Source organism: Streptomyces sp. NPDC059398, assembly GCF_042751845.1.
Taxonomy (GTDB): domain Bacteria; phylum Actinomycetota; class Actinomycetes; order Streptomycetales; family Streptomycetaceae; genus Streptomyces.
Genome location: NZ_JBHYWP010000001.1, coordinates 103,627 through 126,703, shown reverse-complemented (window position 1 = coordinate 126,703; position 23,077 = coordinate 103,627). Strand labels below are relative to the sequence as shown.

Sequence of the window (23,077 nt, the reverse complement as noted above, 5' to 3'; positions counted from 1 at the left end):
CGCATACGCCGGTCCGGATCAGTGGCGCGGCCGGGTCCGCGACCGTGCGGCGCGGTGTGCGCCGGGAGGCAACCCCCCACAATTGTCCAATATTCAACTTCTTAGGTAGAATTCTCATCATGGAGACCGAGACGGCCACCCGCTGGCTGACCGACGCCGAGCAGTGCGCATGGCGCACCTATCTGGACATGCACAGGCTGCTGTCGTACCAGATGGAGAAGGACCTTCAGCCGTTCGGCCTGACGATGAACGACTACGAGATCCTGGTCAATCTCTCCGAGGCCGAGGAGCGGCGGATGCGGATGAGCGATCTCGCCGCCGCCACCCTCCAGTCGAAGAGCCGCCTGTCGCACCAGATCACCCGGATGGAGAAGGCCGGACTGGTCCGCAGGGAGAACTGCGAGTCGGACCGGCGCGGGCTCTTCGCCGTCCTCACCGATCTGGGCGGCGAGACCATGCAGAAGGTCGCACCGCACCATGTGGCGTCGGTCCGCAGACACTTCATCGACATGCTGACGCCCGAGGCGCTGGCCGACCTGCGCGAGTCGCTGAAGCCGGTCACCGATCAGCTGCGGGGGCTCCGCAAGGGGTAGGACCCGTCCGGCGGTTCACATCCGTCGGGCGGATCACACCTCCCCCCCACGGATCACACCTGTCGCGGGTCACACCTGTCCCGCGGATCACCGTGCCCGGCCGCGCCCCGCGTACGTCACCGTCACCGTGCCCGGCCGCGCCCCGCGTACGCGTCGAGACGCTCCTCCCGCGAGGTGAGACAGCAACTCGCACACCGCACCGCCTCCGCACTGGTGTAGAAGAGGCAGCAGGTGGAGCGCAGGTACACCAGCCGTTCCCGCCCGGTCGCGGCCGTCACCCGCGCCACCTCGCCCAGGGCGCCGAGACCACCGGGCGCTCCCTGCGTGAACCGCCGCCAGCGCTCGGCGAGCAGGCCGGTCTCCGCGCCGTACGCGCAGAGCGCGGTGGCGCACCCGTGGGCGACCCCGCCGCGCAACTGCCGTGCCCCCGCCCGGGTCCGCCTGTGCAGCGCGTCGGCCAGCGGCAGCAGATGCCCGTCGAGGACGGTGCGGTGCAGCAGCCGTACGGGCTCCTCACCGTCCGCGGGGGCGAGCAGCCGGGCCCGGCGCACCCGGACCCCGTCGATGCCGTGGGCCCCCGGCCGCAGCAGCACATTGCCGGAGCCGAGATCGGGCACCTCGTCGTAGAGCGCCCAGTGCAGCACGGCGGCAGCGGTGACCCGGCCCGCGTACACCGCCATGACGGTCAACGCCGTGGCGTGGGCCGTGCGATGGCCGCTGCCGGTGCGTTCGGCCTCCAGCAGCCGGCCCAGCTCGTCACTGGACGGATCCGCGAGCCGGTCGGCCGCCAGCCACCGTCCGGCATCGGCGGCGGGCGGCTCGCCCTCGGCGACCTGCCAGCGCGGGCCGAACGGAAGCGGGTCCCAGGGCTGTGTCCCGTCGTTCATGACGTCGGGTGGTAGAAGACGTGCGGGGCTCCGGTGACCGGGTGCGCACCGATCCGCGACCGTACGCCGTACACCTCATCCAGCATCTCCTCGGTCAGGACGTCGTCCGGGGCGCCGGACGCCACCAGCCGCCCGCCGCTCAGCACGAACAGCCGGTCGCAGTACGCGGCGGCCAGGTTGAGATCGTGCAGGACGAGGAGGTTGGTGGTGCCGAGCGAGCGTGCGAGCGCGAGGATTTCCAACTGGTAGCGGATGTCCAGGTGGTTGGTCGGCTCGTCCAGGGCGAGCAGCCCCGGCTCCTGCACCAGGGCGCGGGCGATCAGCGCCCGCTGGCGTTCCCCGCCGGACAGCTCGTCGAACCGCCGCCCGGCATACGGGCCCGCCCCGACCCGGTCAAGCGCGGCATCGATCCGCTCCGCGTCCTCGGCGCCGTCCTGTTCCCAGAACCGTTTGTGCGGGCTGCGGCCCATCGCCACCACCTCGCGGACGGTGAGTCCGAAGGAGCCGGGGCTGTCCTGCGGGACGACGGCGATCCGCCGGGCCCGCTCCTTCACTCCGAGCCCGGCCGCGTCCCCGCCGTCCAGCAGGATCCGTCCGGATGCGGGACGCAGCGCCCCGTACACACAGCGCAGAAACGTCGTCTTGCCGCTGCCGTTGGGCCCGACCAGGCCGACCGTCTCACCGGGCCGGGCGTCCAGGGACACCCCGTCCAGGAGGGCCCGGCCCCCGGCCTCGTAGCCGATCGCCTCCGCCGTCAGGGCGGCCGGTGCCGTGCTCATCCGGTGATCCCCTCCGTACGGGACGAGCGGCGCAGCAGCCACAGGAAGAACGGCCCGCCGACCAGCGCCGTGACCACGCCCGCGGGAATCTCCTCGGGTGCGGCCACCGTGCGGGCCAGCAGATCGGCCAGCAGCAGGAAGACCGCCCCGCCCAGCGCGGTGACCGGCAGCAGCCTGCGATGGCCCGCCCCCACCACCAGCCGGGCGGCGTGCGGGACCATCAGCCCGACGAAGCCGATCGCCCCGCTGAACGCCACCAGCACCCCGATGATCAGCGAGACCCCGATGAAGACGGCGCCCCGGAACCGGCCCGGATCCAGGCCCAGGCTGCGTGCTCCCTCCTCACCGGCGAGCAGCAGGTCCAGCGGTCTGGCCAGCGCGATCAGCACCACCGCGCCGACGGCCAGCACCCCGGCGGGCAGCGCCAGTTCGTCCCAGCGGGCCCCGCCGAGACCGCCCAGCGTCCAGAACATGATGGCGCGCACATGCTCGGCCTGCGCGGAGAGCACCAGGACGAGGCTGGTGAGCGCGGACAGCACGTACTGGATCGCCACTCCGGCCAGGATCAGCCGCCCCGTCGTCATCGTCCCGCCGCGCCTGGCCATCGCGTACACCGCGACCAGCGCCGCCATCGAGCCGATGAACGCGGCGGCCGGCAGCGCCACGGTCGCCGCGGCCCCCGTGCCGAGGCCGAAGACGATGACGAGCACCGCCCCGGCCGACGCCCCCGAGGAGGCGCCCAGCAGAAAGGGATCGGCCAGCGCGTTGCGCACCAGCGCCTGGAGGACCGCCCCGGACAGCGCGAGCCCCGCCCCGACGACGGCCCCGAGCACCACCCGGGGCAGCCGCACGTCCCACACGATCGTCGGATACGCGCCGCTCCGCTCGCCGCCCAGCACCACCCGGAGCACCTCGCCCGGCGGGATGCGCACCGGGCCGAGCGCCAGTCCCGCCACCGCCGTCGCGAGCAGCACCACGGTGAGCACACCGGTCACGACGGGCATCGAACGCAGCACACCCGAGGCCGGAGGATGCGGCCGGGCCTTGGTCCCGGCCCTCATCCGGCGTCGGGGTGCAGCTGCGCGGCCAGGTCCCCGACGGCGTCAGCGACGCGTACGCCGAGGACGGCCGACGACAGCGGCAGCACCGCGAAACGCCTGTTCCTGATGGCGGGGACGTCCTTGAGGGCGGGATCGCCGAGCAGCCGCTTCTTCTTCGCCGCGACGCTGGTCCCGCCGTAGTCGTAGACCACGACGACCTGGGGCCTGCGCTTGATGACCTGCTCCCAGGAGACATCACCGAAGCTCTTCCCCAGATCGGCGAAGACGTTGGTGCCGCCCGCCAGTGACACGATCTCGTTGCCGATACCGCTGCCGCCCGCCGTGAACGCCGAGCTGTCCCCCGAGTCGTACACGAAGACCGAGGGCCGGTCCGCCCCCTTGAGCTTCGCCTCGACGGCCGCGATCTTCTCCTTCTGCTCCGCGATCAGCTTCCGGCCGCGGCCGGGAACGCCGAAGGTCCGCGCGACCTGGGTGATCTCGGTGCTGAGCTGACCGAGGCCGACCGGGCCGCCGGTGCAGTTCTCGATATTGAGCCGGGTGTTGATGCCCGACTTCTGGAGCCCGGCCCGGTCACGGCCCTGGGCCTTGTCGAAGGCGCTGGCGTAACCGCCGTAGACGAAGTCCGGGTTGGCGCCGAGGAGGGTCTCCCGGGACGGGTACTCCTTGGCGATGACCTTGGTCTTCGCGTAGTCGGCGCGGTACCGGGGAAGGACCTTGTCGTCGAGGTAGGCGGTGCCCGCGATCCGGTCCCGGAGTCCGAGGGCCAGCATGAGTTCCGTCGCGTGCTGGTTCATCGTGACGGCCCGCTTCGGGGGCGCGTCGAAGGTCGTCCTGGTCCCGCAGTTGTCGACCGTGTACGGGAATCCGGCGGGAGCTTTCGCGCCCCTGTCCGCGCCCGTGTCCTGCGTGGAGCCCGCCCCGCAGCCGGCGAGCGGCAGCAGGATCAGGGGTATGAGCGCCAGTGCGGCGCGCGACGTCCGGGGGTTACGGGGCATGGCCGGGCCTCTCCGGGGGATGTCCTCGTCCCCAGGTCGTACGGAGAAGGCGGCGCGGGAAGTGTCTGGCTTCCGGGCCGCGAGGCCCGGTCACAGTGGCGGGACCGTACCGGAATCGCACCGGTTTCCTTCACCGCACCGCCTGGGTTCGCGCTCAGTGTGTCAGACGCCGCCAGGGCCGCTCCCCTTGGCTGCCCGGGCCCGCGGAGCGTCCTGGGCGGGCGGGGTGTCCTGGGTCCGCGGGGCGTCCCCGGTCCGCGGGGCGGGCAGGTCCAGGGCGAAGGCGGCGCCGTCGCCGACGGTGAGCGTCCCGCCGTGCCGGTGCGCGACATCGCGGGCGATGGCCAGGCCGAGACCGGCGCCCCCGTCGTCACGGGTCCGGGCGTCGTCGAGCCGTACGAACCGCTCGAAGATCCGTTCACGCTCCGCGGGCGGCACCCCGGGGCCGTCGTCCGCGACCTCCGCGACGAGCCGGCCGTTCCGCTCCCGTACGCAGACCTCGACGCCCGAGCGCGCGTGCCGCTGGGCGTTGTCCAGGAGGTTGCCGATCACCCGCGCCAACTGCCCGCGGGATCCCTCCACTTCGAGCCCGTTCGCGGCGTCGACCGTCACCGGCACCCGGCCCCCGTGCCGCCGCGAGACCTCCTCGCGCACCAGCTCCCCCAGGTCGATCCGCGCCGCACCGGGCCGCTCCCCCGCGTCCAGGCGGGCGAGCAGCAGCAGATCGGCGGCCAGTTGCTGGAGCCGTACAGTGTCCATGACCGCGCCCTCGACGTCGAGCAGCTCCGGGTGCGCGGCGCCGACCTCCAGCTGGGTGCGCAGACTCGCGATGGGGCTGCGCAGTTCGTGGGAGGCGTCCGCGACGAACCGCCGCTGCCGGTCGACGGAGCGCTCCAGGGCGGTGAGCGTCTCATTGGTCGTACGGGCCAGCCGGGCCACCTCGTCGTGCGAGCCGGGCTCCGGGACCCGCCGGCCGAGGTCCTCGGACGCGGTGATCGCCGCCATCTCCCGCCGGATCCCCTCGACGGGGCGCAGGGCGCGCCGGGTCACCAGCCAGGTGACGCCCGCGACGACCAGCAGGAGGGCGGGCAGCCCGATGAGCATCGCGCCGCGGAGCGTGCTGACGGCGCTCTGCTCGGTGGTGAGCGGGGCGCCCGCGTAGACGATCAGGGTGTCGTCGCTGCCGTTGGTCACCTCGACCGCGGCGAACCGGTAGTCGGCGGTGTCACCGTCCACGGTCGCGGTGCCGGAGCTGAAGTGGGGGTCGTCGTGCGAGACCTCACCGCGCGGCGGATCGTCGCCGCTGCCGTGGTCGTCATCGTCGTCGTCGCTCTTGTCGTCGCTCTTGTCGTCGCTCTTGCCGTGGCTCTTGTCGTCGCCATGGTCGTCGTCGTGCTTCGACTCGGCCGGCGCCGGATGCACCGCGGTGGTCGCCGTCCCCGTCACGGCGTCCAGATCGTCACTGGCGGCGCGCAGTCCGCCGTGCTCGGTGACCACCTGCACCGGGTTCTCGTCGGAGTCGGGCAGATGGAGTTTGCGGTACGGGACGTCGAGCGCGACCTGCGATGCGATGTTCTGGGCGACGACCTCGGCGCGCAGATCGGTCTGGCCCGTGAGGTTGGACCGCAGGACGCTCAGGAGCGAGAGCCCCGCGGCGACCAGCGCGACAGCGACGACGGCCGTCGCGCCCAGCGCCGCCCTGGCCCGTACGGAACCGAGCAGGCGCCTCATTCGGCGACCAGACGGTACCCCGCGCCGCGCACGGTCTGGATGAGTCCGGCGCCCAGCTTGCGGCGCAGGGCGCTCACGTACACCTCGACGATGTTCGGGTCGCCCTCGTAGGCGAAGTCCCAGACGTGCTCCAGGATCTCCGGCTTGCCGACCACTTCGCCCTGGCGGACGGCGAGTTGCTCCAGGACCGCGAACTCCTTCGCCGTGAGGGCGACTTCGGTGCCCGCGCGGTGCACCCGGCGGGTGGCGGTGTCGACGGTGAGGCTGCCCGCGGTGAGCACGGGCGACGGCCGCCCGGCCGCGTGCCGGCGGAGCAGCGCCCTGATCCTGGCGACGAGGACCACATAGGAGAACGGCTTGGTGAGGTAGTCGTCGGCCCCGGTGTCGAGCCCCTCGGCCTCGTCGTACTCGCCGTCCTTGGCCGTCAGCATCAGGATGGGCACGTCGTTGCCCGCCGCCCTGAGCGCCGCGCAGACCCGGTAGCCGTTCATCCCGGGCAGCATGATGTCGAGCACGACCAGGTCGTACGGGCCCTCGCTGGCCAGGTGCAGCCCTTCGAGGCCGTCGTGCGCGACATCCACGGCGAAACCCTCGGCGGTGAGTCCGCGGGCGAGGGACACCGCGAGCCGCTTCTCGTCCTCCACGATCAACAGGCGCATGGGGACAGCCTCCCAAATCCATGCTGAAGGGATCTTCAGGGGGCTTCAGGCTGCGTTCAGCAGGCCCGCGGCAGATTGGGAGCTGTCCGAAGCAGCCGGGACGGCAGAACCGGCCGGACCAGCCACCGCACTCGCCTCCTGGAGGTACTCACTCATGAAGCGCAACTACGTCATCGCCTGCATCGCCGCCGCGGCCCTGGCCGCGGGCGGCACGGCCACCGGGGTCGCCCTCGCGGACGGCGGCTCGGGCTCCGCACCGCACTCGGCCGCGACGGCGGCTTCCGCGAAGGCTGCCCCGACGGCCGGGCGGTCCGCACCGGACACCGGCAACGCGTCGGGAGCGGCGGCGGGCTCCAGCGGCCCGGCCACCGTCGACCAGGTGATCCGCTCGGCCCAGGCATCCGAGCCGGGCACGGTCACCTCCGCCGAACTGGACCACGGCCGCTGGGAGGTGGACCTCTACGGCAAGGACAAGGTCTGGCACGAGATCCATCTGGACCGCACCACCGGCAAGGTCACCTCCTCGCGCCAGGACGGCGGCGACCAGGACGACCGCAAGGGCGCCCCCGTCACCGCGGTCCACGCCGCCTCGGTGGCCCGCGGCGCCGTCCCCGGCACGGTCACATCGGTCGAGCTGGACAACGGCCGCTGGGAGGCCGAGGTGACCGCCCACAACGGCACCCGGCACGAGGTCTACATCAACCTGAGCACCGGCAAGGTCATCTCCGAACACCAGAACCGCCACCAGCACGACGACGACCAGGACGACGACTGAGCCGGAGCACATGCGGAGGGACGGGGTCCGCGGAGCGGCGGGCGGGGTCAAAGCGCTGGGCGGACTCCAGCGGCCCCGGCCCGGCGAATCCGCCCCCGGGGTTCAGTCCGACAAGCCCTCAGCACCTGGCGCCCCGCCGGCCCCAGCCGCCCCCTCCGTCACCGCTTCCACCAGGGTGTCCGCCGCCGCGTAGGGGTCCAGGGTGCCGGTGACGATGCGGTCGGCCAGGGCGTCGAGGCGGTCGTGGCCGCGCAGGTCGCCGATGCGTTCGCGCAGGGCCGTCACCGCGATCGTCTCGACCTCGTGTGCCGCGCGTGCCCTGCGGCGTTCCGCCAGGACGCCGTGCTCCTCCATCCAGGCCCGGTGCTTCTCCAGCGCCTCGACGACCTCTTCGACACCCTCGCCGCGCGCCGCCACCGTCTTCACGATCGGCGGGCGCCAGTCGCCCGGGGTGCGCGCCTCGCCCAGGCCCAGCATGTGGTTGAGCTCGCGCGCGGTCGCGTCGGCGCCGTCCCGGTCCGCCTTGTTGACGACGTACACATCGCCGATCTCCAGGATCCCGGCCTTGGCGGCCTGGATCCCGTCGCCCATCCCGGGGGCCAGCAGCACCACCGACGTGTCGGCCTGCGAGGCGATCTCCACCTCGGACTGGCCGACGCCGACCGTCTCCACCAGCACCACATCGCACCCCGCGGCGTCCAGCACCCGGATCGCCTGCGGGGCGGCCCAGGCGAGGCCGCCCAGATGGCCTCTGGTCGCCATGGAGCGGATGTAGACGCCCGGGTCGGACGCGTGCTCGGACATCCGGACCCGGTCGCCGAGCAGCGCGCCCCCGGAGAACGGCGACGAGGGGTCGACCGCGAGCACACCGACCCGCTTGCCGGCCCGCCGGTACGCCGAGACCAGCGCCGATGTCGAAGTCGACTTGCCGACCCCCGGCGAACCGGTCAGCCCGACGACGTACGCGCCGCCGGTCAGCGGAGCCAGCCGTGCCATCACCTCGCGCAGCTGCGGGGACGCCCCCTCCACCAGGGAGATCAGCCGGGCGACGGCCCTCGGCCTGCCCTCACGGGCCTGTCCGACCAGGGTGGGGACGTCCATGTCCACGTTCACAGCTCCGCTCAGTTCCGCTCAGTTCTGATCAGTTTCGCCGGGCCGATGCCGTATCCGGTCGGTGCCCTATCCGGCCGATGCCGTCTCCCGCCGGATACGGCACCCGGCCCCGGCCCGTACGCGGCCGGTCCCGTACCCGCACGGACCCGTACCCGGGTGCCCGTCGCAGCCCCGGACCGGTCCCGCTCCGCTCCTACCTGGGTACGCGCACGATCAGGGCGTCGCCCTGCCCGCCGCCGCCGCACAGCGCCGCCGCGCCGACCCCGCCGCCGCGCCGCTTCAGCTCCAGCGCGAGGTGCAGGACCACCCGGGCGCCGGACATCCCGATGGGGTGGCCGAGCGCGATGGCACCGCCGTTCACGTTCACCTTTTCCGGCGAGACGCCGAGGTCCTTCATTGACTGGACGGCGACGGCCGCGAACGCCTCGTTGATCTCGACGAGGTCGAGGTCCTCGACACCGATGCCCTCCTTGCCCAGCGCGTGCCGGATGGCGTTCGACGGCTGGGACTGGAGGGAGTTGTCGGGGCCCGCCACATTGCCGTGCGCGCCGATCTCGGCGATCCAGTCGAGACCCAGCTCCTCCGCCTTGGCCCTGCTCATCACCACGACCGCGGCGGCGCCGTCGGAGATCTGCGACGAGGTGCCCGCGGTGATCGTGCCGTCCTTGGTGAAGGCCGGGCGCAGCTTGCCGAGCGACTCCGCCGTGGTCTCGGCCCTGATGCCCTCGTCCTGCGAGAAGAGGACCGGGTCGCCCTTGCGCTGGGGGATCTCGACCGGCGTGATCTCGGCCTCGAACAGGCCGTTCTTCTGCGCGGCGGCGGCCCGCTGGTGGGAGGAGGCGGCGAAGGCGTCCTGCGGGGCGCGCTCGATACCGAGGCGGGTGTTGTGCTTCTCGGTGGACTCACCCATCGGGATGGACTCGAAGGAGTCGGTGAGGCCGTCGTACGCCATCGAGTCGAGCATCTCGACCGCGCCGTACTTGTACCCCTCGCGGGACTTGGGCAGCAGATGGGGCGCGTGGGTCATGGACTCCTGGCCGCCGGCCACCACCACGTCGAACTCACCGGCGCGGATCAGCTGGTCGGCCAGGGCGATGGCGTCCAGCCCGGAGAGACAGACCTTGTTGACGGTGAGCGCGGGGACGTTCATCGGGATGCCCGCCTTGACGGCGGCCTGGCGTGCCGGGATCTGCCCTGCCCCGGCCTGGAGCACCTGCCCCATGATCACGTACTGCACCTGGTCCCCGCCGATACCGGCGCGCTCCAGCGCCGCCTTGATCGCGAAACCGCCGAGATCGGCGCCGGAGAAGGACTTGAGCGAACCGAGAAGCCGGCCCATCGGGGTCCTGGCTCCGGCGACGATCACGGAGGAGGTGCTGCTGTTCGTTCCAGACATGAGGCGCGGCCCCTTGGAAGAGAGTGAACGAGTGGGGGTCGGGGGGTGTCCCCCCGGAAGGAGGTGCACTCGAATGTACTGAGCGGTCCGCCGCTCGTCATCGCCCCGCCCATGTGATCGCGCGCACGTTGCGTAACCGGGTGTCTCCACGCTGCACTGGGGGAATGCTGACGCGAATCGACCACATCGGAATCGCCTGCTTCGACCTCGACACGACTGTCGAGTTCTACCGGGCGACGTACGGCTTCGAGGTCTTCCACACCGAGGTCAACGAGGAGCAGGGCGTGCGGGAGGCCATGCTCAGGATCAATGAGACATCCGACGGCGGCGCCTCCTATCTCCAGCTGCTGGAGTCCGTCCGCGAGGACTCCGCGGTGGGCAAGTGGCTCGCGAAGAACGGCGAGGGCGTGCACCACATCGCGTTCGGGACCGCGGACGTGGACGGTGATTCCCAGGATATTCGGGACAAGGGCGTCCGTGTGCTGTACGACGAGCCGCGCACCGGATCGATGGGCTCCCGCATCACGTTCCTGCACCCCAAGGACTGCCACGGGGTGCTGACGGAACTGGTCACGGCCGCCGCCGGGCACGGAACGGCGGAGGAAGCGGACCCCCCGGCCCCGAAGGAGCACTGACCTCCGGATACCCGGGCCGGTAGAGTGGGCGGCTCCGGTCCGGGGCCGGATCGGGGCCTGTGACCCATGCCTCGTCGTTGATCTGACACCATTCCCCCGGGGGCCCGTCATCACCGAGACGGCGGCGCTCGAACGGGAAGAGTGTGTTGCGACCAGGGGACGGATGGGACCGCGCAGTGCGGGGCTACGAACGCCAGGAGAGCCACCGGGCTGAAGACGACCATCTTTCGCGGTTCGAGGCCGAGATGGACCGGCTGAAGACCGAGCGGGAGAAGGCCGTACAGCACGCCGAGGACCTCGGTTACCAGGTCGAGGTCTTGCGTGCCAAGCTCCATGAGGCGCGCCGCAGTCTGGCGTCCCGTCCTGCCTACGACCAGGCGGACATCGGCTACCAGGCCGAGCAGATGCTGCGCAACGCGCAGGTGCAGGCCGACCAGTTGCGCACCGACGCCGAGCGCGAACTGCGCGAGGCACGCGCCCAGACGCAGCGCATCCTCCAGGAGCACGCCGAGCACCAGGCCAGGCTCCAGGCCGAGCTGCACAGCGAGGCGGTCACCCGGCGCCAGCGCCTGGACCAGGAGCTGGCCGAGCGCCGGCAGACCGTCGAGTCGCACGTCAACGAGAACGTGGCCTGGGCCGAGCAGCTGCGCGCCCGGACCGAGGCCCAGGCGCGCAGGCTCATGGACGAGTCACGCACCGAGGCCGAACAGTCCCTGAGCGCCGCCCGCGCCGAGGCCGAGCGGCTGGTCACCGAGGCCCGTCAGCGGCTCGGCTCCGAGGCCGAGTCGGCCCGCGGTGAGGCCGACGCCCTCCTGCGCCGGGCCCGCGCCGAGGCGGAGCGGCTGCTCACCGCCGCCTCCACCCAGGCGCAGGAGGCCACCACCCACGCCGAGCAGCTCCGTACGTCCACGGCAGCCGAGTCCGACGAGGCCCGCCAGCGGGCCGCCGAGCTGAGCCGCGGCGCCGAGCAGCGGGTCCAGGAGGCCGAGCGCGCCCTGCGCGAGGCGCGGGCGGAGGCCGAGAAGGTACTCGCCGAGGCGAAGGACACGGCGGCCAAGCAGCTCACCACGGCCGAGTCGGTCAACGAGCAGCGCACCCGCACCGCCAAGGCCGAGATCGCCCGCCTGGTCGGCGAGGCGACCAAGGACGCGGAGGCCCTCAAGGCGGAGGCCCAGCAGGCTCTTGAGGACGCGCGCGGCACCGCGGAGCGGATGGTCACCGAGGCGGGCGACAAGGCCCGTACGACGGCGGCCGAGGACACCGCGGCCCAGCTGGCCAAGGCCGCAAGGACCGCCGAGGAGATCCTGACCAAGGCGTCCGACGACGCCAGGTCGACCACCAGGGCCGCTGCCGACGAGGCCGAGCGGATCAGGCACGAGGCGGAGGCGGAGGCCGCGCGGCTCAGCGACGAGGCCGCCGAGTCCGCCGAGCAGCTCAAGGGCGCGGCCAAGGACGACACCAAGGAGTACCGGGCCAAGACGGTCGAGCTCCAGGACGAGGCGCGCAGGCTCCGCGGCGAGGCCGAGCAGCTGCGGGCCGACGCGGTCGCCGAGGGTGAGCGGATCCGCGGCGAGGCCCGCCGGGAGGCCGTCCAGCAGATCGAGGAGGCGGCGCGGACCGCCGAGGAGCTGCTGGCCAAGGCGAAGGCCGACGCGGGCGAGGTGCGCGCGGCGGCGGACGCCGAGTCCGAGCGGGTACGCACCGAGGCCGTCGAGCGCGCCACGACGCTGCGCACCCAGGCCGAGGAGACCCTGGAGCGCACTCGTACCGAGGCCGAGCGGCTGGCCGCCGAGGCGGAGGAGCAGGCCGAGCAGACCCGTACCCAGGCCGAGGAGGCCGCAGGTGCGCTGCGCGAGGAGAACGAGCGCGGCATAGAGGCCCGCAGGGCCGAGGCGGCCGACGAGCTGGCCCGGCTGCACACCGAGGCCGAGGAGCGGCTGAGCGGCGCCGAGACGGCGCTGGCCGACGCCCGCACCGAGGCGCAGCGGCTGCGCAAGGAGACCGCGGACGAGACGGAGCGGCTGCGCACCGAGGCGGCCGAGCGGGTCCGGGCCCTCCGCGACCAGGCCGAGCAGGAGGCCGAGCGGCTGCGCGACGAGGCCGCGGCCGACGCCTCGCAGGCACGTGCCGAGGGCGAGAACATCGCCGTACGGCTGCGCAGCGAGGCCACCGCGGAGGCCGAGCGGCTCAAGTCCGAGGCGCAGGAGAGCGCCGACCGGATGCGCGCCGAGGCCGCGGCGGCGGCCGAACGGGTCGGCACGGAGGCGCAGGAGGCGCTCGACGCCGCCCAGGAGGAGGCCAACAGGCGCCGCAGGGAGGCCGACGAGACCCTGGCGTCGGCCCGTTCCGAGGCCGAGCAGGAGCGGGTCCAGGCCCGCGGCCAGAGCGAGGAGCTGCTGGCATCCGCGCGCAAGCGGGTGGAGGAGGCGCAGGCCGAGGCGGCGCGGCTGGTCGAGGAGGCGGACCGCAGGGCCGGCGAGCTGGTGTCGGCGGCCGAGCAGACCGCCCAGCAGGTACGGGACTCCGTCGCGGGTCTCCAGGACCAGGCCGAGGAGGAGATCACCGGGCTGCGTTCGGCGGCCGAGCACGCGGCCGAGCGGACCAGGACCGAGGCGCAGGAGGAGGCGGACCGGGTCCGCTCCGACGCGTACGCCGAGCGGGAGCGCGCTTCCGAGGATGCGAGCCGGATCCGCAGCGTCGCCCAGGAGGAGTCCGAGGCGGCCAAGTCCCTTGCGGAGCGCACCGTTTCGGAGGCGATCGCCGAGTCGGACAAGCTGCGCTCGGACACCGCCGAGTACGCCCAGCGGATGCGGACCGAGGCGTCCGACGCGGTGGCGTCGGCGGAGCAGGACGCCGCGCGCGCACGGGCCGACGCCCGCGAGGACGCCAACCGCATCCGCTCGGACGCCGCGGCCCAGGCGGACGCCCTGATCGCGGAGGCGTCGGGCGAGTCGGAGCGGATGCGGGCCGAGGCGGCCGAGACCGTCGGCTCCGCCCAGCAGGCCGCCGAGCGCATCCGGGTGGAGTCGGAGCGCGTCAGGGCCGACGCGGACGCCGCCGCCGAACAGCTGCGCGCCGAGGCCCAGGCGGAGTCCGACCGGATGCTGGACGAGGCCCGCGAGGTCGCGGCCAAGCGCCGGGCGGACGCGGCGGAACAGGCCGACCAGCTGATGTCGAAGGCCCAGGAGGAGGCGCTGCGCACCGCGACGGAGGCCGAGGCGCAGGCCGACACGATGGTCGGGGCGGCCCGCCAGGAGGCCGACCGGATCACCGCGGACGCGACCGTCGAGGGCAACAGCCTGGTGGAACGGTCCCGTACGGACGCCGACGAACTGCTCGTCGGGGCACGCCGGGACGCCACCGCCATAAGGGAGCGGTCCGAGGAGCTGCGGGACCGGGTGACGGCCGAGATCGAGGAGCTGCACGAGCGGGCCCGCCGCGAGACCGCCGAGCAGCTGAAGTCCGCGGGGGAACGCGTCGACAAGCTGCTGAAGGCCGCCGCCGACCAGCAGGCCGAGGCCGAGGCGAAGGCCAAGGAGCTGGTGGCGGACGCCGAGTCGGAGGCGGCCAGCGTCCGGATCGCCGCGGTCAAGCGCGCCGAGTCCCTGCTGAAGGAGGCCGAGCAGAAGAAGGCCGGTCTGATACAGGAGGCCGAGCGGCTCAAGGCGGACGCGGTGACCGAGTCGGACCATCTCATCGAGGAAGCCACCCGCGAGCACGATGTGCTGATGCGCCGTCGGGCTGACATCCAGGCAGAGATCTCCCGTGTCCAGGACGTACTTGAGGCGTTGGAATCCTTCGAGGCGCCGACCGGGGGCGGCAAGGCGGCGGACGGTGTCAAGGCGGGTGCGGCAGCCGGGGGAACTCGCACGAGTGGCAAGCCTTCTGATGGCTAGCCACTCAAAAGGCTGGACATTCTCCAGATCAAACGGGCATACGCTCGATGACACGCCGCCTCGGCCCCTAGGATTCCCTCTATCACCTCACCGGTCTCATTCGACAGGAACCCCATGAGCGACACTTCCTCCCCATTCGGCTTCGAGCTCGTGCGGCGTGGTTACGACCGCGGTCAGGTGGATGACCGCATTACGAAGCTCGTCGCCGACCGTGACAGCGCTCTGGCACGGATCACCTCTCTGGAAAAGCGCATCGAGGAACTCCACCTTGAGACGCAGAACGCGCAGGCCCAGGTCAACGACGCGGAGCCGTCGTACGCGGGTCTCGGCGCGCGCGTCGAGAAGATCCTCCGGCTCGCCGAGGAAGAGGCGAAGGACCTCCGTGAGGAGGCCCGCCGCGCGTCCGAGCAGCACCGCGAGCTCGCCGAGTCGGCCGCCCAGCAGGTCCGCAACGACGCCGAGTCCTTCGCCGCCGAGCGCAAGGCGAAGGCCGAGGACGAGGGCGTCCGGATCGTCGAGAAGGCCAAGAGCGACGCGTCCTCGCTGCGCTCCGAGGCCCAGAAGGACGCGCAGTCCAAGCGTGAGGAGGCCGACGCGCTCTTCGAGGAGACCCGCGCCAAGGCCGCCCAGGCCGCCGCGGACTTCGAGACGAACCTGGCCAAGCGGCGCGAGCAGTCTGAGCGCGATCTGGCCTCGCGTCAGGCCAAGGCCGAGAAGCGTCTGGCCGAGATCGAGCACCGCGCCGAGCAGCTCCGTCTGGAGGCGGAGAAGCTGCGCACGGACGCCGAGCGCCGCGCCCGTCAGACGGTGGAGACGGCTCAGCGCCAGGCCGAGGACATCGTGGCCGACGCGAACGCCAAGGCCGACCGGATCCGCAGCGAATCGGAGCGCGAGCTGGCGGCGCTCACCAACCGCCGCGACTCGATCAACGCCCAGCTGACCAACGTCCGCGAGATGCTGGCCACGCTGACCGGTGCCGCGGTGGCCGCCGCCGGTGCACCGGCCGACGAGGAGCCGGCCTCCCGCGGCGTCCCGGCGCAGCAGACCCGCTGAGCAGCAGTTTCGCCGACCGGTCGAGCCGCCGACCGGCGGTCTCGCCCACCGGCAGACCCGCTGACCGGCCGGTCGGGCCGCTGATACGTCGCCTCTCCCCCGGGGCCGCGTCTCCGCCACGTCCGGACTCGTACGCACCACAGCGCAGGCCCCCCGTCACTCCGGTGGCGGGGGGCCTGTCGTGCGCCTACCGTGTCCTGCGTGCTGCCCTCAGGATTCCGCGGCCGGGTCGGGGGCAGGGGGAAAGGCCAGGCGAATCAACGGACACGACGAGGCGGAACGTAGTGATCGAACTCTCGGGGCTGACCAAACGCTACGGCGAGAAGACGGCGGTCGACCAGCTGACCTTCAATGTGAGGCCCGGCATCGTCACCGGCTTCCTGGGGCCCAACGGCGCCGGCAAGTCCACCACGATGCGTATGGTCCTCGGCCTGGACAACCCCACGGGGGGAGACGTCCGGATCGACGGCAAGCACTACACAGACCTCAAGGACCCGCTGCGCCACATCGGCGCGCTGCTCGACGCCAAGAGCATGCACGGCGGGCGTACGGCCTACAACCATCTGCTCTGCCTCGCGCAGAGCAACGGCATCCCGGCCTCCCGGGTCGGTGAGGTGCTGGAGACCGTCGGTCTCTCGGCCGTGGCGAAGAAGCGCGCCAAGGGCTTCTCGCTCGGCATGGGGCAGCGGCTCGGGATCGCGGGGGCACTGCTCGGCGACCCCGAGATCCTGATGTTCGACGAGCCGGTGAACGGTCTGGACCCCGAGGGCATCCACTGGATCCGCAACCTCATGAAGTCCCTCGCAGGACAGGGCCGCACGATCTTCGTCTCGTCGCACCTGATGAGCGAGATGGCCCTCACCGCCGACCATCTGGTCGTCATCGGCCAGGGCAGGCTGATGGCCGACACCAGCATGGCGGAGTTCATCGCGGAGAACTCACGGTCGTACGTACGGCTGCGCTCCCCGCAGCAGGAGCGGCTCCGCGACGTGCTGCACGAGGCCGGATACAAGCCGGTCCCGGCGGGCGACGGCACGCTCGAAGTGGACGGCACAGCCGCCGCCGAGATCGGCGAACTCGCCGCCCGGCACCAGCTCGTCCTGCACGAGCTGAGCCCCCAGCAGGCTTCACTCGAAGAGGCGTTCATGCAGCTCACCGCGGAGTCGGTGGAGTACCACGCACACAACGGCGGCCAGGGCACCCCGGGCGCACCGCAGCAGCCGGGACAGCAGCAAGGACAGCCGGGACAGCAGCCCGGCTGGGGTCAGAACCCGCAGCAGCAGGGGTGGGGCCAGAACCCCCCGCAGAATCCCCAGCAGCAACCGCCCCGATGGGGCCAGAACCCGCAGAGGGGGGCCTGACCATGGCGGCCGCCCAGGTGATGAAGTCGGAGTGGACGAAGATCCGCTCGGTGCAGTCCACCGTCTGGACCCTGGCGTGTGCGCTGGTGGTGACGGTGGCGTTCGGGGCGCTCTTCAGCGCGCTCTCGAACTCGCAGTTCAGCAAGATGAGCCGTACGGACCAGCTCACCTTTGACCCGACGTCGGTGAGTTTCGCGGGGATCGTGCTCGGTCAGCTGGCGCTGATCGTCTTCGGGGTGCTCGTGGTCTCCAACGAGTACAGCACCGGAATGATCCGGATGTCGCTGGCCGCCGTACCGCAGCGGGCCACCTACTACATCAGCAAGATCACGGTGGCCACGGTCCTGGCGCTCGTCGTCGGTGTGGTGACGAGCTTCGCGACGTACTTCCTCGGCCAGGCGCTGCTGGGCAGCCACCGCTCCCACATCGGCGACCCCGGTGTGCTGCGCGCGGTGATCGGCGGCGCGCTGTACATGACCCTGATCACGATGTTCTCGATGGGCGTCGCCTCGCTGCTGCGCAGTCCGATGCTGTCGCTGGGCATCCTGATGCCGTTCTTCTTCCTGATCTCCAACATCCTGGGGAGCGTCTCCGCCACCAAGAAGGTCGGCGAATACCTCCCCGACCAGGCCGGAAGCAAGATCACCCAGGTGGTGTCGAGCAGTGGTGACGCACCGTACGGGCCGTGGGGCGGTCTCGGCATCATGGCGCTGTGGGTGGTGGCGGCGCTGCTCGCCGGCTATCTGCTGCTGAAGAAGCGCGACGCCTGACGGCTGTTCCCCGGTCCGGTGGCCGGTAGCCGCCGGTTCGCACGACTTGGCTGGAACCGTCAAGGGCTGGATATCCTCCTCACTCATACGGGGGTGTTCGGCCGAATGCGGCCAGGCCCCGACGACCCGCAGAACGTCGATGGGGCTGGAGAATGATCGAGGCAGTCGGCCTGACGAAGCGCTACGGCGCCAAGACGGCCGTGTACAACCTTTCCTTCCAGGTACGGCCCGGCATGGTGACCGGCTTCCTGGGGCCCAACGGCTCTGGGAAGTCGACCACCATGCGCATGATCCTCGGTCTGGACCAGCCGACCGCCGGCCATGTCACCATCGGCGGCCACCCCTTCCGCAAGCTGCCCAACGCCCCCCGGCAGGTCGGCGCACTGCTCGACGCCAAGGCGGTGCACGGCGGCCGCAGCGCGCGCAGCCATCTGCTGTCGCTGGCGCAGCTCTCCGGGATTCCGGCCTCCCGGGTGGACGAGGTGCTCGGTGTGGTCGGCCTCCAGGAGGTGGCCCGCAAACGCTCCAAGGGGTTCTCGCTGGGCATGGGGCAGCGCCTGGGGATCGCCGCCGCGCTGCTGGGCGACCCGCAGGTCCTGCTCTTCGACGAGCCGGTCAACGGACTCGACCCGGAGGGCATCCTCTGGGTCCGCAATCTGATGAAGTCCCTCGCCGCGGAGGGACGTACCGTCTTCGTCTCGTCGCACCTGATGAGCGAGATGGCCCTCACCGCCGACCATCTGATCGTGATCGGCCGGGGCCAGCTGCTCTCGGACCTGAGCGTCAAGGACTTCATCTCGCACAACTCGGCCGACTTCGCCCGGGTCCGCACCCCCGACGTGCCGCAGCGCGAGAAGCTGACGGCCACACTCACCGAGGCCGGCGGGCAGGTCATGCCGGAGCAGGACGGCGCGCTGCGGGTGACGGGGCTGCAACTGGCGCGGATCAGCGACCTGGCGCATGACGCGGACGTACGGCTGTGGGAGCTCTCCCCGCACCAGGCATCCCTGGAGGAGGCCTATATGCGGATGACCCAGGGGGCGGTCGACTACCGCTCAACGGCGGACGAGCTCTCCGGCTTCGCCCGGCCCGGCGACCCGCCCGCGGCGCCGCCCGAGCCGCCGCAGCAGGACTGGTACGCCCCGCCGCCGCCCGGCCGGAACCCGTACGCCGCTCCCCCGGCCGCAGCGCCGCCGTCCCCCGCTGCCCCTGCCGCCGCGCCCACGACCGGCCCCGCAGCGGCCTCCACCGGACCCGCGACGGCCCCCACCGCGCCGCCCGCCACCGGTACCGCCGCACCGCAGGCAGCCGCCCCCGCGCCCGCTCACGCCCCGAAGGACCCCCGATGACGTCCCCCGCTCCCGCGCCGTTCCAGCCGCCGCAGCAGCAGCCGCCCCAGCCATCGCGGGCACCGCACCGGGCACCGCACTACGTCTCCCCGATCCCGGTGACCGACGCGCACCTCGGGCACGCCATCGCATCGGAGTGGACGAAGATCAGGTCGGTCCGCTCCACGATGTGGACCCTCGGCGTGCTGATCGTGCTCGTCTTCGGCATCGGCCTGCTGTCCACGGTCGCCGTCAGAGCGACCGGTTCCGGTACCAGCATGCGCGGCACCCCGGTGCTGAGCATGGGCTTCTTCGGTGTGCTGCTGGGCTCCATGTGTGTCGTCACGCTCGGCGTGCTGACCGTGGCGTCCGAGTACGGCACCGGCATGATCCGCACCACCCTGACCGCCTGCCCGAGCCGGGCCCGGGTGCTCGCGGCGAAGGCGGTGGTCTTCTTCCTGCTGGCCTTCGTGATCCTGCTGGTGACGACCGCGCTGGTCGCGATGTTCCAGTACGCGATGCTCAAGGGGATGGGCGCCCGGACGCCGGACGTCGGGGAGTGGATCCGTGCGACGGTGGGCGTCAGCCTCTATGTCGCCCTGCTCGGTCTGCTGTCGCTGGCCGTCGGCTCGCTGATCCGCCACTCGGCCGGTGCGATCACGATCATGCTCGGGGTGCTGCTGCTTCCGCTGGTACTGGCCCTCTTCATGTTCGCGGACTCGCTCTCCTCGCTGCGCGAGAAGCTCTTCGAGTACTCAATTCCCAACCAGCTCAGCGCTCTCTACAACACCTCGGTCTCCAGCACGGGACCGTCCGGCTGGCAGCCGCTGTGGATCCTTCTCGCGGTGACGGCGGTGGTGTACGCGGGAGCGGTCGCCACGCTCAACAACCGCGACGTCTGAGGCCACCGGCCGCCGGGACCGGCCACCGGGACGCTGCGGGACGGCCACCGGGACACTGCGAGGCGGTCGTCAGGACAGCTGCCGGGCGGCAATCGGGACAGCCGCCGGCCGCCGGTCAGTACCGCGGTGCGTTACGGGACCGCTGCACCCGGGAGGTGCGGCGGTCCCTCGCGTTCCAGCAAGCCCGGTGCCAGTGCCTGCGGTCGTCGACCCCGCCGTACTCGGGCCAGGCCACCACATGCGGCACCCCCGAGGGGATCTCCTGGTCGCAGCCGGGACAGCGGTACCTCTTGCCCTGCGCACTCGCCCCGCTGACCATGCGGACCGACCACTCCTCGCCCTGCCATGTCTCGGCGCCCTGGAGGCCGAAACGGTCGGGACCACCACCCCCGCCGGCGGGCTCACTCGGCTTCTCGCCGCCACGGGGGCGGTTGCGGCGCGGGGACACGTAACACCTCACGGGGCAGAGCGGACAGTTTCTCGCTCTCTCCAGCCTACGGGCAGCGGAACGCCCCACCGGTACCGCTCACCGTGAGAATGTGAAGCCCCGGGCCCCGGCTTACCGGAAAATCACAACAACTTTGCGAAGGGCCGTGCCCTTGGCACGTGTCAGACGTTGTTGCCGGTAAGGGGAGAGTCGCGTCGGCCGCAAGGAGGCGTAAGGCGATGCGTGTTGGGGCATTTGTACTGGCAGCCCAGTTCCCGGGGCAGGGGCAGGAAGAGGCGCTGCACCGAGCGGTCCGGTCCGCCGAGGTCGCCGAGGAGGCCGGGCTCGACGCGGTCTGGCTGGCCGAGCACCACTTCGTTCCGTACGGGGTGTGCCCGTCGGCGGTGACACTGGCCGCGATGATCCTGGGCCGCACCCGGCGGATCCAGGTCGGTACGGCGGTGAGCGTGCTGCCGACCGTGCACCCGGTCGCACTGGGCGAGCAGGCGGCGCTGCTGCACATCACGTCGGGCGGGCGGTTCAGCCTCGGTGTGGGGCGCGGTGGACCGTGGGTGGACCTGGAGGTCTTCGGCGCGGGACTCGGCGCGTACGAGAGCGGCTTCCCGGAGTCGCTGGACCTGCTGCTGCGGTGGCTGCGCGAGTCCCGGGTCTCGGCCGCCGGGGAGCGGTTCCGGTTCCGTGAAGTCCCCGTCGTACCGAGGCCGCAGGAGCTGCGGTGCGGTGAGGTGCCGGGGCCGGAGGTCGTCGTGGCGTGCACCTCGCCCGCCAGTGTGCGGCTCGCCGCCGAGCGCGGGCTGCCGATGCTGCTCGGGATGCACTCGGACGACACGGAGAAGGCCGCAATGGCCGCCCTGTGGCGAACGTACGCACGTGCGGCGGGAGTTGCACCCGGGACCGTGGCGGATCCAGGCCATGTGGCGGCCGGGGTGGCGCAGATCGCGGACCGGCGCGCCGATGCGGTGGAGACTCTGGTGAAGGCGATGCCGGGCTGGCTCAAACAGGGACTTGACGCCCATGTGACCGTCGACGGCAGGCACCGCGCGATGCGGGACCCGGTCGCGTACACGGAGATGCTCTGCGGGATCCACCCGGTGGGCCCTCCCCGCCTGGCTGCCGACCGGCTCGCGGCCACGGCGGAGAGGACCGGCATCACACGGTTCGCGATGCTGGTGGAGGGTTCGGGCGATGTCGCGGCCACCGAGGAGAACCTCCGGCTGATCGGAGCCGAAGTCCTCCCGAGGTTGCACTGATCCGGGTGGAACCGGGCGCTGCCGCTCCGACAGCCAAGACACCTCCAGCGGTACGGAGCGGCAGCCCGGCGCGTCAGCAGTCCCTGAGTTCCGGAGACTGGTTCAGCAGCTGGCCCCTGATCGAGGTGAAACGGCCGAGCCGCTCATCGACCGAGGGATCCAGCGGGAAGACCGCCACACGGTGGCAGTTCTGGAATGCGAGGCGCACCCCGAAATGCCGCTGCAGCGCTCCTCGTATCGCGTCACTCGCGAGTGCGCGCAGCAGTTGGCCGCGCGCCTGCTCATTGGGGGGCGGCGTCTGGTTGTCGGCGAACTCGCCGCCGTCGACCTTCAGCTGGACCGCCAGAGAGCTGATCATCTCCCATGCGTAGGGCAGGGAGGTCCGGACGCAGTCGATGAAGTCGGCTTCATCGACCTCGCCTCGCTCGGCCTGTTCGAGTAGGGCCGGTGAGACGTCGAGCGACATGGGTTCTCCTCTCGCGACCCCGGAACGGCCGGGGCCTTACGGGCAGGGACGGGAGGATCGCGACGCAGAGTACACACGCGACGACCTCCTGCTTCCACGGTATGCGTGTACAGGTCGCCGCACCAGGAGAATGGGCACACAACCGGCCAATAACGAACGGGGTTGTTCAGGGCGAATCGCGTACAAGCGGCGATGTCGAGTAGCGTTGCCGACCATGCGTCTCGTCATCGCCCGCTGCTCCGTCGACTACGCGGGCCGCCTCACCGCCCATCTGCCGTCCGCCCCGCGCCTGATTCTGGTCAAGGCCGACGGGAGCGTCTCGATTCATGCGGACGACAGGGCGTACAAACCGCTCAACTGGATGTCGCCGCCCTGCACTCTGAAGGAGGGGACGGGGGACGACACCGGTCAGTGGACGGTGGTGAACAAGGCGGGCGAGAAGCTCATCATCACGATGGAGGAGGTCCTCCACGACTCCTCGCACGAGCTCGGGGTCGACCCGGGGCTCATCAAGGACGGGGTGGAGGCGCACCTCCAGGAGCTGCTGGCCGACCGCATCGAAACCCTCGGTGAGGGCCACACACTGATTCGGCGTGAATACATGACGGCGATCGGCCCCGTGGACATCCTCTGCCGGGACGCGGACGGCGGGACGGTGGCCGTCGAGCTCAAGCGGCGCGGCGACATCGACGGCGTGGAGCAGCTCACCCGCTATCTGGAGCTGCTCAACCGGGATCCCCATCTGGCCCCGGTGAAGGGCGTCTTCGCGGCGCAGGAGATCAAACCGCAGGCCCGGGTGCTGGCCACCGACCGCGGGATCGAGTGCGTGGTGCTCGACTACGACGCGATGCGCGGCATCGAGGACGACAAGCTGCGGCTCTTCTGAGGTACGGGGATACGGCACAGGGCTGAACGGAATGGGGGCGCGGGGGGGGGTGTGGAGCGGGGGGGGGGGCCCACCCCCCCGCGCACCCCCCGC

At 71.8% G+C, this 23,077-nt stretch carries 21 protein-coding genes and 1 riboswitch; of the genes, 11 read left to right on the top strand and 10 right to left on the bottom strand.

The window, feature by feature from the left end; translation table 11 throughout:
- The first annotated feature begins 119 nt into the window (after positions 1–119).
- The gene (locus tag ACFXBC_RS00570; RefSeq protein WP_385016739.1) at positions 120–593 is read left to right on the top strand and encodes a MarR family winged helix-turn-helix transcriptional regulator; all 474 of its coding nucleotides are present in this window, start codon (positions 120–122) and stop codon (positions 591–593) included.
- 122 nt (positions 594–715) lie between these two features.
- On the opposite strand, the gene ACFXBC_RS00565 is transcribed toward ACFXBC_RS00570, so the two are convergent.
- The 6 genes from ACFXBC_RS00565 to ACFXBC_RS00540 form a co-directional block, all read right to left on the bottom strand.
- Positions 716–1,480, bottom strand: a complete 765-nt coding sequence (locus ACFXBC_RS00565) for a (2Fe-2S)-binding protein (RefSeq protein ID WP_385016736.1) — start codon at positions 1,478–1,480, stop codon at positions 716–718.
- Positions 1,477–2,259, bottom strand: a complete 783-nt coding sequence (locus ACFXBC_RS00560) for an ABC transporter ATP-binding protein (RefSeq protein ID WP_385016733.1) — start codon at positions 2,257–2,259, stop codon at positions 1,477–1,479. The genes ACFXBC_RS00565 and ACFXBC_RS00560 overlap by 4 nt, the downstream gene beginning before the upstream one ends.
- A complete protein-coding gene (locus ACFXBC_RS00555) occupies positions 2,256–3,263 on the bottom strand; it encodes a FecCD family ABC transporter permease (RefSeq protein ID WP_385016731.1) in 1,008 nt (335 codons plus the stop codon). Before ACFXBC_RS00555 ends, ACFXBC_RS00560 begins: the two co-directional genes overlap by 4 nt.
- A 53-nt stretch (positions 3,264–3,316) precedes the next feature.
- Positions 3,317–4,315, bottom strand: a complete 999-nt coding sequence (locus ACFXBC_RS00550; protein WP_385016728.1) for an ABC transporter substrate-binding protein — start codon at positions 4,313–4,315, stop codon at positions 3,317–3,319.
- Between the two features lie 38 nt (positions 4,316–4,353).
- Positions 4,354–4,483: riboswitch (cobalamin riboswitch) on the bottom strand.
- Positions 4,478–6,046: a sensor histidine kinase gene (locus ACFXBC_RS00545; protein ID WP_385016725.1), complete on the bottom strand. Its 1,569-nt coding sequence runs from the start codon at positions 6,044–6,046 to the stop codon at positions 4,478–4,480. It overlaps the preceding riboswitch by 6 nt.
- Positions 6,043–6,705, bottom strand: a complete 663-nt coding sequence (locus ACFXBC_RS00540; protein ID WP_385016723.1) for a response regulator transcription factor — start codon at positions 6,703–6,705, stop codon at positions 6,043–6,045. Before ACFXBC_RS00540 ends, ACFXBC_RS00545 begins: the two co-directional genes overlap by 4 nt.
- 154 nt (positions 6,706–6,859) lie before the next feature.
- Here ACFXBC_RS00540 and ACFXBC_RS00535 point away from each other — a divergent pair, with 154 nt between their 5' ends.
- A complete protein-coding gene (locus tag ACFXBC_RS00535) occupies positions 6,860–7,480 on the top strand; it encodes a PepSY domain-containing protein (RefSeq protein WP_385016721.1) in 621 nt (206 codons plus the stop codon).
- 102 nt (positions 7,481–7,582) lie between these two features.
- On the opposite strand, the gene meaB is transcribed toward ACFXBC_RS00535, so the two are convergent.
- Both meaB and ACFXBC_RS00525 read right to left on the bottom strand, forming a co-directional pair.
- The gene (meaB, locus tag ACFXBC_RS00530) at positions 7,583–8,581 is read right to left on the bottom strand and encodes a methylmalonyl Co-A mutase-associated GTPase MeaB (RefSeq protein WP_385017078.1); all 999 of its coding nucleotides are present in this window, start codon (positions 8,579–8,581) and stop codon (positions 7,583–7,585) included.
- A gap of 205 nt (positions 8,582–8,786) precedes the next feature.
- Positions 8,787–9,989, bottom strand: coding sequence for an acetyl-CoA C-acetyltransferase (locus ACFXBC_RS00525; RefSeq protein ID WP_385016719.1), 1,203 nt, complete (start codon positions 9,987–9,989; stop codon positions 8,787–8,789).
- 164 nt (positions 9,990–10,153) lie between these two features.
- On the opposite strand from ACFXBC_RS00525, the gene mce reads away from it, so the two are divergent.
- From mce to ACFXBC_RS00490, 7 genes are all read left to right on the top strand, one after another.
- On the top strand, positions 10,154–10,624 hold the full coding sequence (mce, locus tag ACFXBC_RS00520; RefSeq protein WP_385016716.1) for a methylmalonyl-CoA epimerase: 471 nt from the start codon (positions 10,154–10,156) through the stop codon (positions 10,622–10,624).
- 176 nt (positions 10,625–10,800) lie between these two features.
- Positions 10,801–14,520: a polarized growth protein Scy gene (gene scy, locus ACFXBC_RS00515; protein ID WP_385016713.1), complete on the top strand. Its 3,720-nt coding sequence runs from the start codon at positions 10,801–10,803 to the stop codon at positions 14,518–14,520.
- Between the two features lie 114 nt (positions 14,521–14,634).
- The gene (locus ACFXBC_RS00510; protein ID WP_385016710.1) at positions 14,635–15,573 is read left to right on the top strand and encodes a cellulose-binding protein; all 939 of its coding nucleotides are present in this window, start codon (positions 14,635–14,637) and stop codon (positions 15,571–15,573) included.
- A 284-nt stretch (positions 15,574–15,857) separates the two neighbouring features.
- On the top strand, positions 15,858–16,934 hold the full coding sequence (locus tag ACFXBC_RS00505; RefSeq protein ID WP_385016707.1) for an ABC transporter ATP-binding protein: 1,077 nt from the start codon (positions 15,858–15,860) through the stop codon (positions 16,932–16,934).
- A gap of 2 nt (positions 16,935–16,936) precedes the next feature.
- The gene (locus tag ACFXBC_RS00500; protein ID WP_385016706.1) at positions 16,937–17,704 is read left to right on the top strand and encodes an ABC transporter permease subunit; all 768 of its coding nucleotides are present in this window, start codon (positions 16,937–16,939) and stop codon (positions 17,702–17,704) included.
- A 152-nt stretch (positions 17,705–17,856) separates the two neighbouring features.
- Positions 17,857–19,053 carry an ABC transporter ATP-binding protein gene (locus tag ACFXBC_RS00495; protein ID WP_385016702.1) on the top strand — a complete coding sequence of 399 codons (1,197 nt, stop codon included), beginning with the start codon at positions 17,857–17,859 and terminating at the stop codon, positions 19,051–19,053.
- Complete coding sequence (locus ACFXBC_RS00490; RefSeq protein WP_385016700.1) at positions 19,050–19,934, top strand: ABC transporter permease; 885 nt, start codon at positions 19,050–19,052, stop codon at positions 19,932–19,934. The genes ACFXBC_RS00495 and ACFXBC_RS00490 overlap by 4 nt, the downstream gene beginning before the upstream one ends.
- 115 nt (positions 19,935–20,049) lie before the next feature.
- On the opposite strand, the gene ACFXBC_RS00485 is transcribed toward ACFXBC_RS00490, so the two are convergent.
- Positions 20,050–20,382, bottom strand: coding sequence for an ATP/GTP-binding protein (locus ACFXBC_RS00485; RefSeq protein WP_385017076.1), 333 nt, complete (start codon positions 20,380–20,382; stop codon positions 20,050–20,052).
- Between the two features lie 218 nt (positions 20,383–20,600).
- Between ACFXBC_RS00485 and ACFXBC_RS00480 the strand changes: the two genes are divergently transcribed.
- Positions 20,601–21,632, top strand: coding sequence for an LLM class flavin-dependent oxidoreductase (locus ACFXBC_RS00480; RefSeq protein ID WP_385016698.1), 1,032 nt, complete (start codon positions 20,601–20,603; stop codon positions 21,630–21,632).
- A 73-nt stretch (positions 21,633–21,705) separates the two neighbouring features.
- Here ACFXBC_RS00480 and ACFXBC_RS00475 read toward each other — a convergent pair whose 3' ends face one another.
- Entirely contained in the window at positions 21,706–22,098 is a 393-nt protein-coding gene (locus ACFXBC_RS00475) for an SCO5389 family protein (protein ID WP_164267472.1), read from the bottom strand.
- A 214-nt stretch (positions 22,099–22,312) separates the two neighbouring features.
- Here ACFXBC_RS00475 and nucS point away from each other — a divergent pair, with 214 nt between their 5' ends.
- Complete coding sequence (gene nucS, locus ACFXBC_RS00470) at positions 22,313–22,984, top strand: endonuclease NucS (RefSeq protein ID WP_164267471.1); 672 nt, start codon at positions 22,313–22,315, stop codon at positions 22,982–22,984.
- The last annotated feature ends 93 nt before the right edge of the window (positions 22,985–23,077 follow it).

Bases quoted from the DNA above. Each gene is read 5' to 3' on its own strand.
- meaB (WP_385017078.1), bottom strand. From the start codon at position 8,581: ATGGACGTCCCCACCCTGGTCGGACAGGCCCGTGAGGGCAGGCCGAGG.
- ACFXBC_RS00525 (WP_385016719.1), bottom strand. From the start codon at position 9,989: ATGTCTGGAACGAACAGCAGCACCTCCTCCGTGATCGTCGCCGGAGCC.
- mce (WP_385016716.1), top strand. From the start codon at position 10,154: ATGCTGACGCGAATCGACCACATCGGAATCGCCTGCTTCGACCTCGAC.
- ACFXBC_RS00540 (WP_385016723.1), bottom strand. From the start codon at position 6,705: ATGCGCCTGTTGATCGTGGAGGACGAGAAGCGGCTCGCGGTGTCCCTC.
- ACFXBC_RS00570 (WP_385016739.1), top strand. From the start codon at position 120: ATGGAGACCGAGACGGCCACCCGCTGGCTGACCGACGCCGAGCAGTGC.
- ACFXBC_RS00550 (WP_385016728.1), bottom strand. From the start codon at position 4,315: ATGCCCCGTAACCCCCGGACGTCGCGCGCCGCACTGGCGCTCATACCC.
- ACFXBC_RS00495 (WP_385016702.1), top strand. From the start codon at position 17,857: ATGATCGAGGCAGTCGGCCTGACGAAGCGCTACGGCGCCAAGACGGCC.
- ACFXBC_RS00535 (WP_385016721.1), top strand. From the start codon at position 6,860: ATGAAGCGCAACTACGTCATCGCCTGCATCGCCGCCGCGGCCCTGGCC.
- ACFXBC_RS00480 (WP_385016698.1), top strand. From the start codon at position 20,601: ATGCGTGTTGGGGCATTTGTACTGGCAGCCCAGTTCCCGGGGCAGGGG.
- ACFXBC_RS00475 (WP_164267472.1), bottom strand. From the start codon at position 22,098: ATGTCGCTCGACGTCTCACCGGCCCTACTCGAACAGGCCGAGCGAGGC.
- ACFXBC_RS00510 (WP_385016710.1), top strand. From the start codon at position 14,635: ATGAGCGACACTTCCTCCCCATTCGGCTTCGAGCTCGTGCGGCGTGGT.
- nucS (WP_164267471.1), top strand. From the start codon at position 22,313: ATGCGTCTCGTCATCGCCCGCTGCTCCGTCGACTACGCGGGCCGCCTC.
- ACFXBC_RS00560 (WP_385016733.1), bottom strand. From the start codon at position 2,259: ATGAGCACGGCACCGGCCGCCCTGACGGCGGAGGCGATCGGCTACGAG.
- ACFXBC_RS00565 (WP_385016736.1), bottom strand. From the start codon at position 1,480: ATGAACGACGGGACACAGCCCTGGGACCCGCTTCCGTTCGGCCCGCGC.
- ACFXBC_RS00555 (WP_385016731.1), bottom strand. From the start codon at position 3,263: ATGCCCGTCGTGACCGGTGTGCTCACCGTGGTGCTGCTCGCGACGGCG.
- ACFXBC_RS00500 (WP_385016706.1), top strand. From the start codon at position 16,937: ATGGCGGCCGCCCAGGTGATGAAGTCGGAGTGGACGAAGATCCGCTCG.
- ACFXBC_RS00545 (WP_385016725.1), bottom strand. From the start codon at position 6,046: ATGAGGCGCCTGCTCGGTTCCGTACGGGCCAGGGCGGCGCTGGGCGCG.
- ACFXBC_RS00490 (WP_385016700.1), top strand. From the start codon at position 19,050: ATGACGTCCCCCGCTCCCGCGCCGTTCCAGCCGCCGCAGCAGCAGCCG.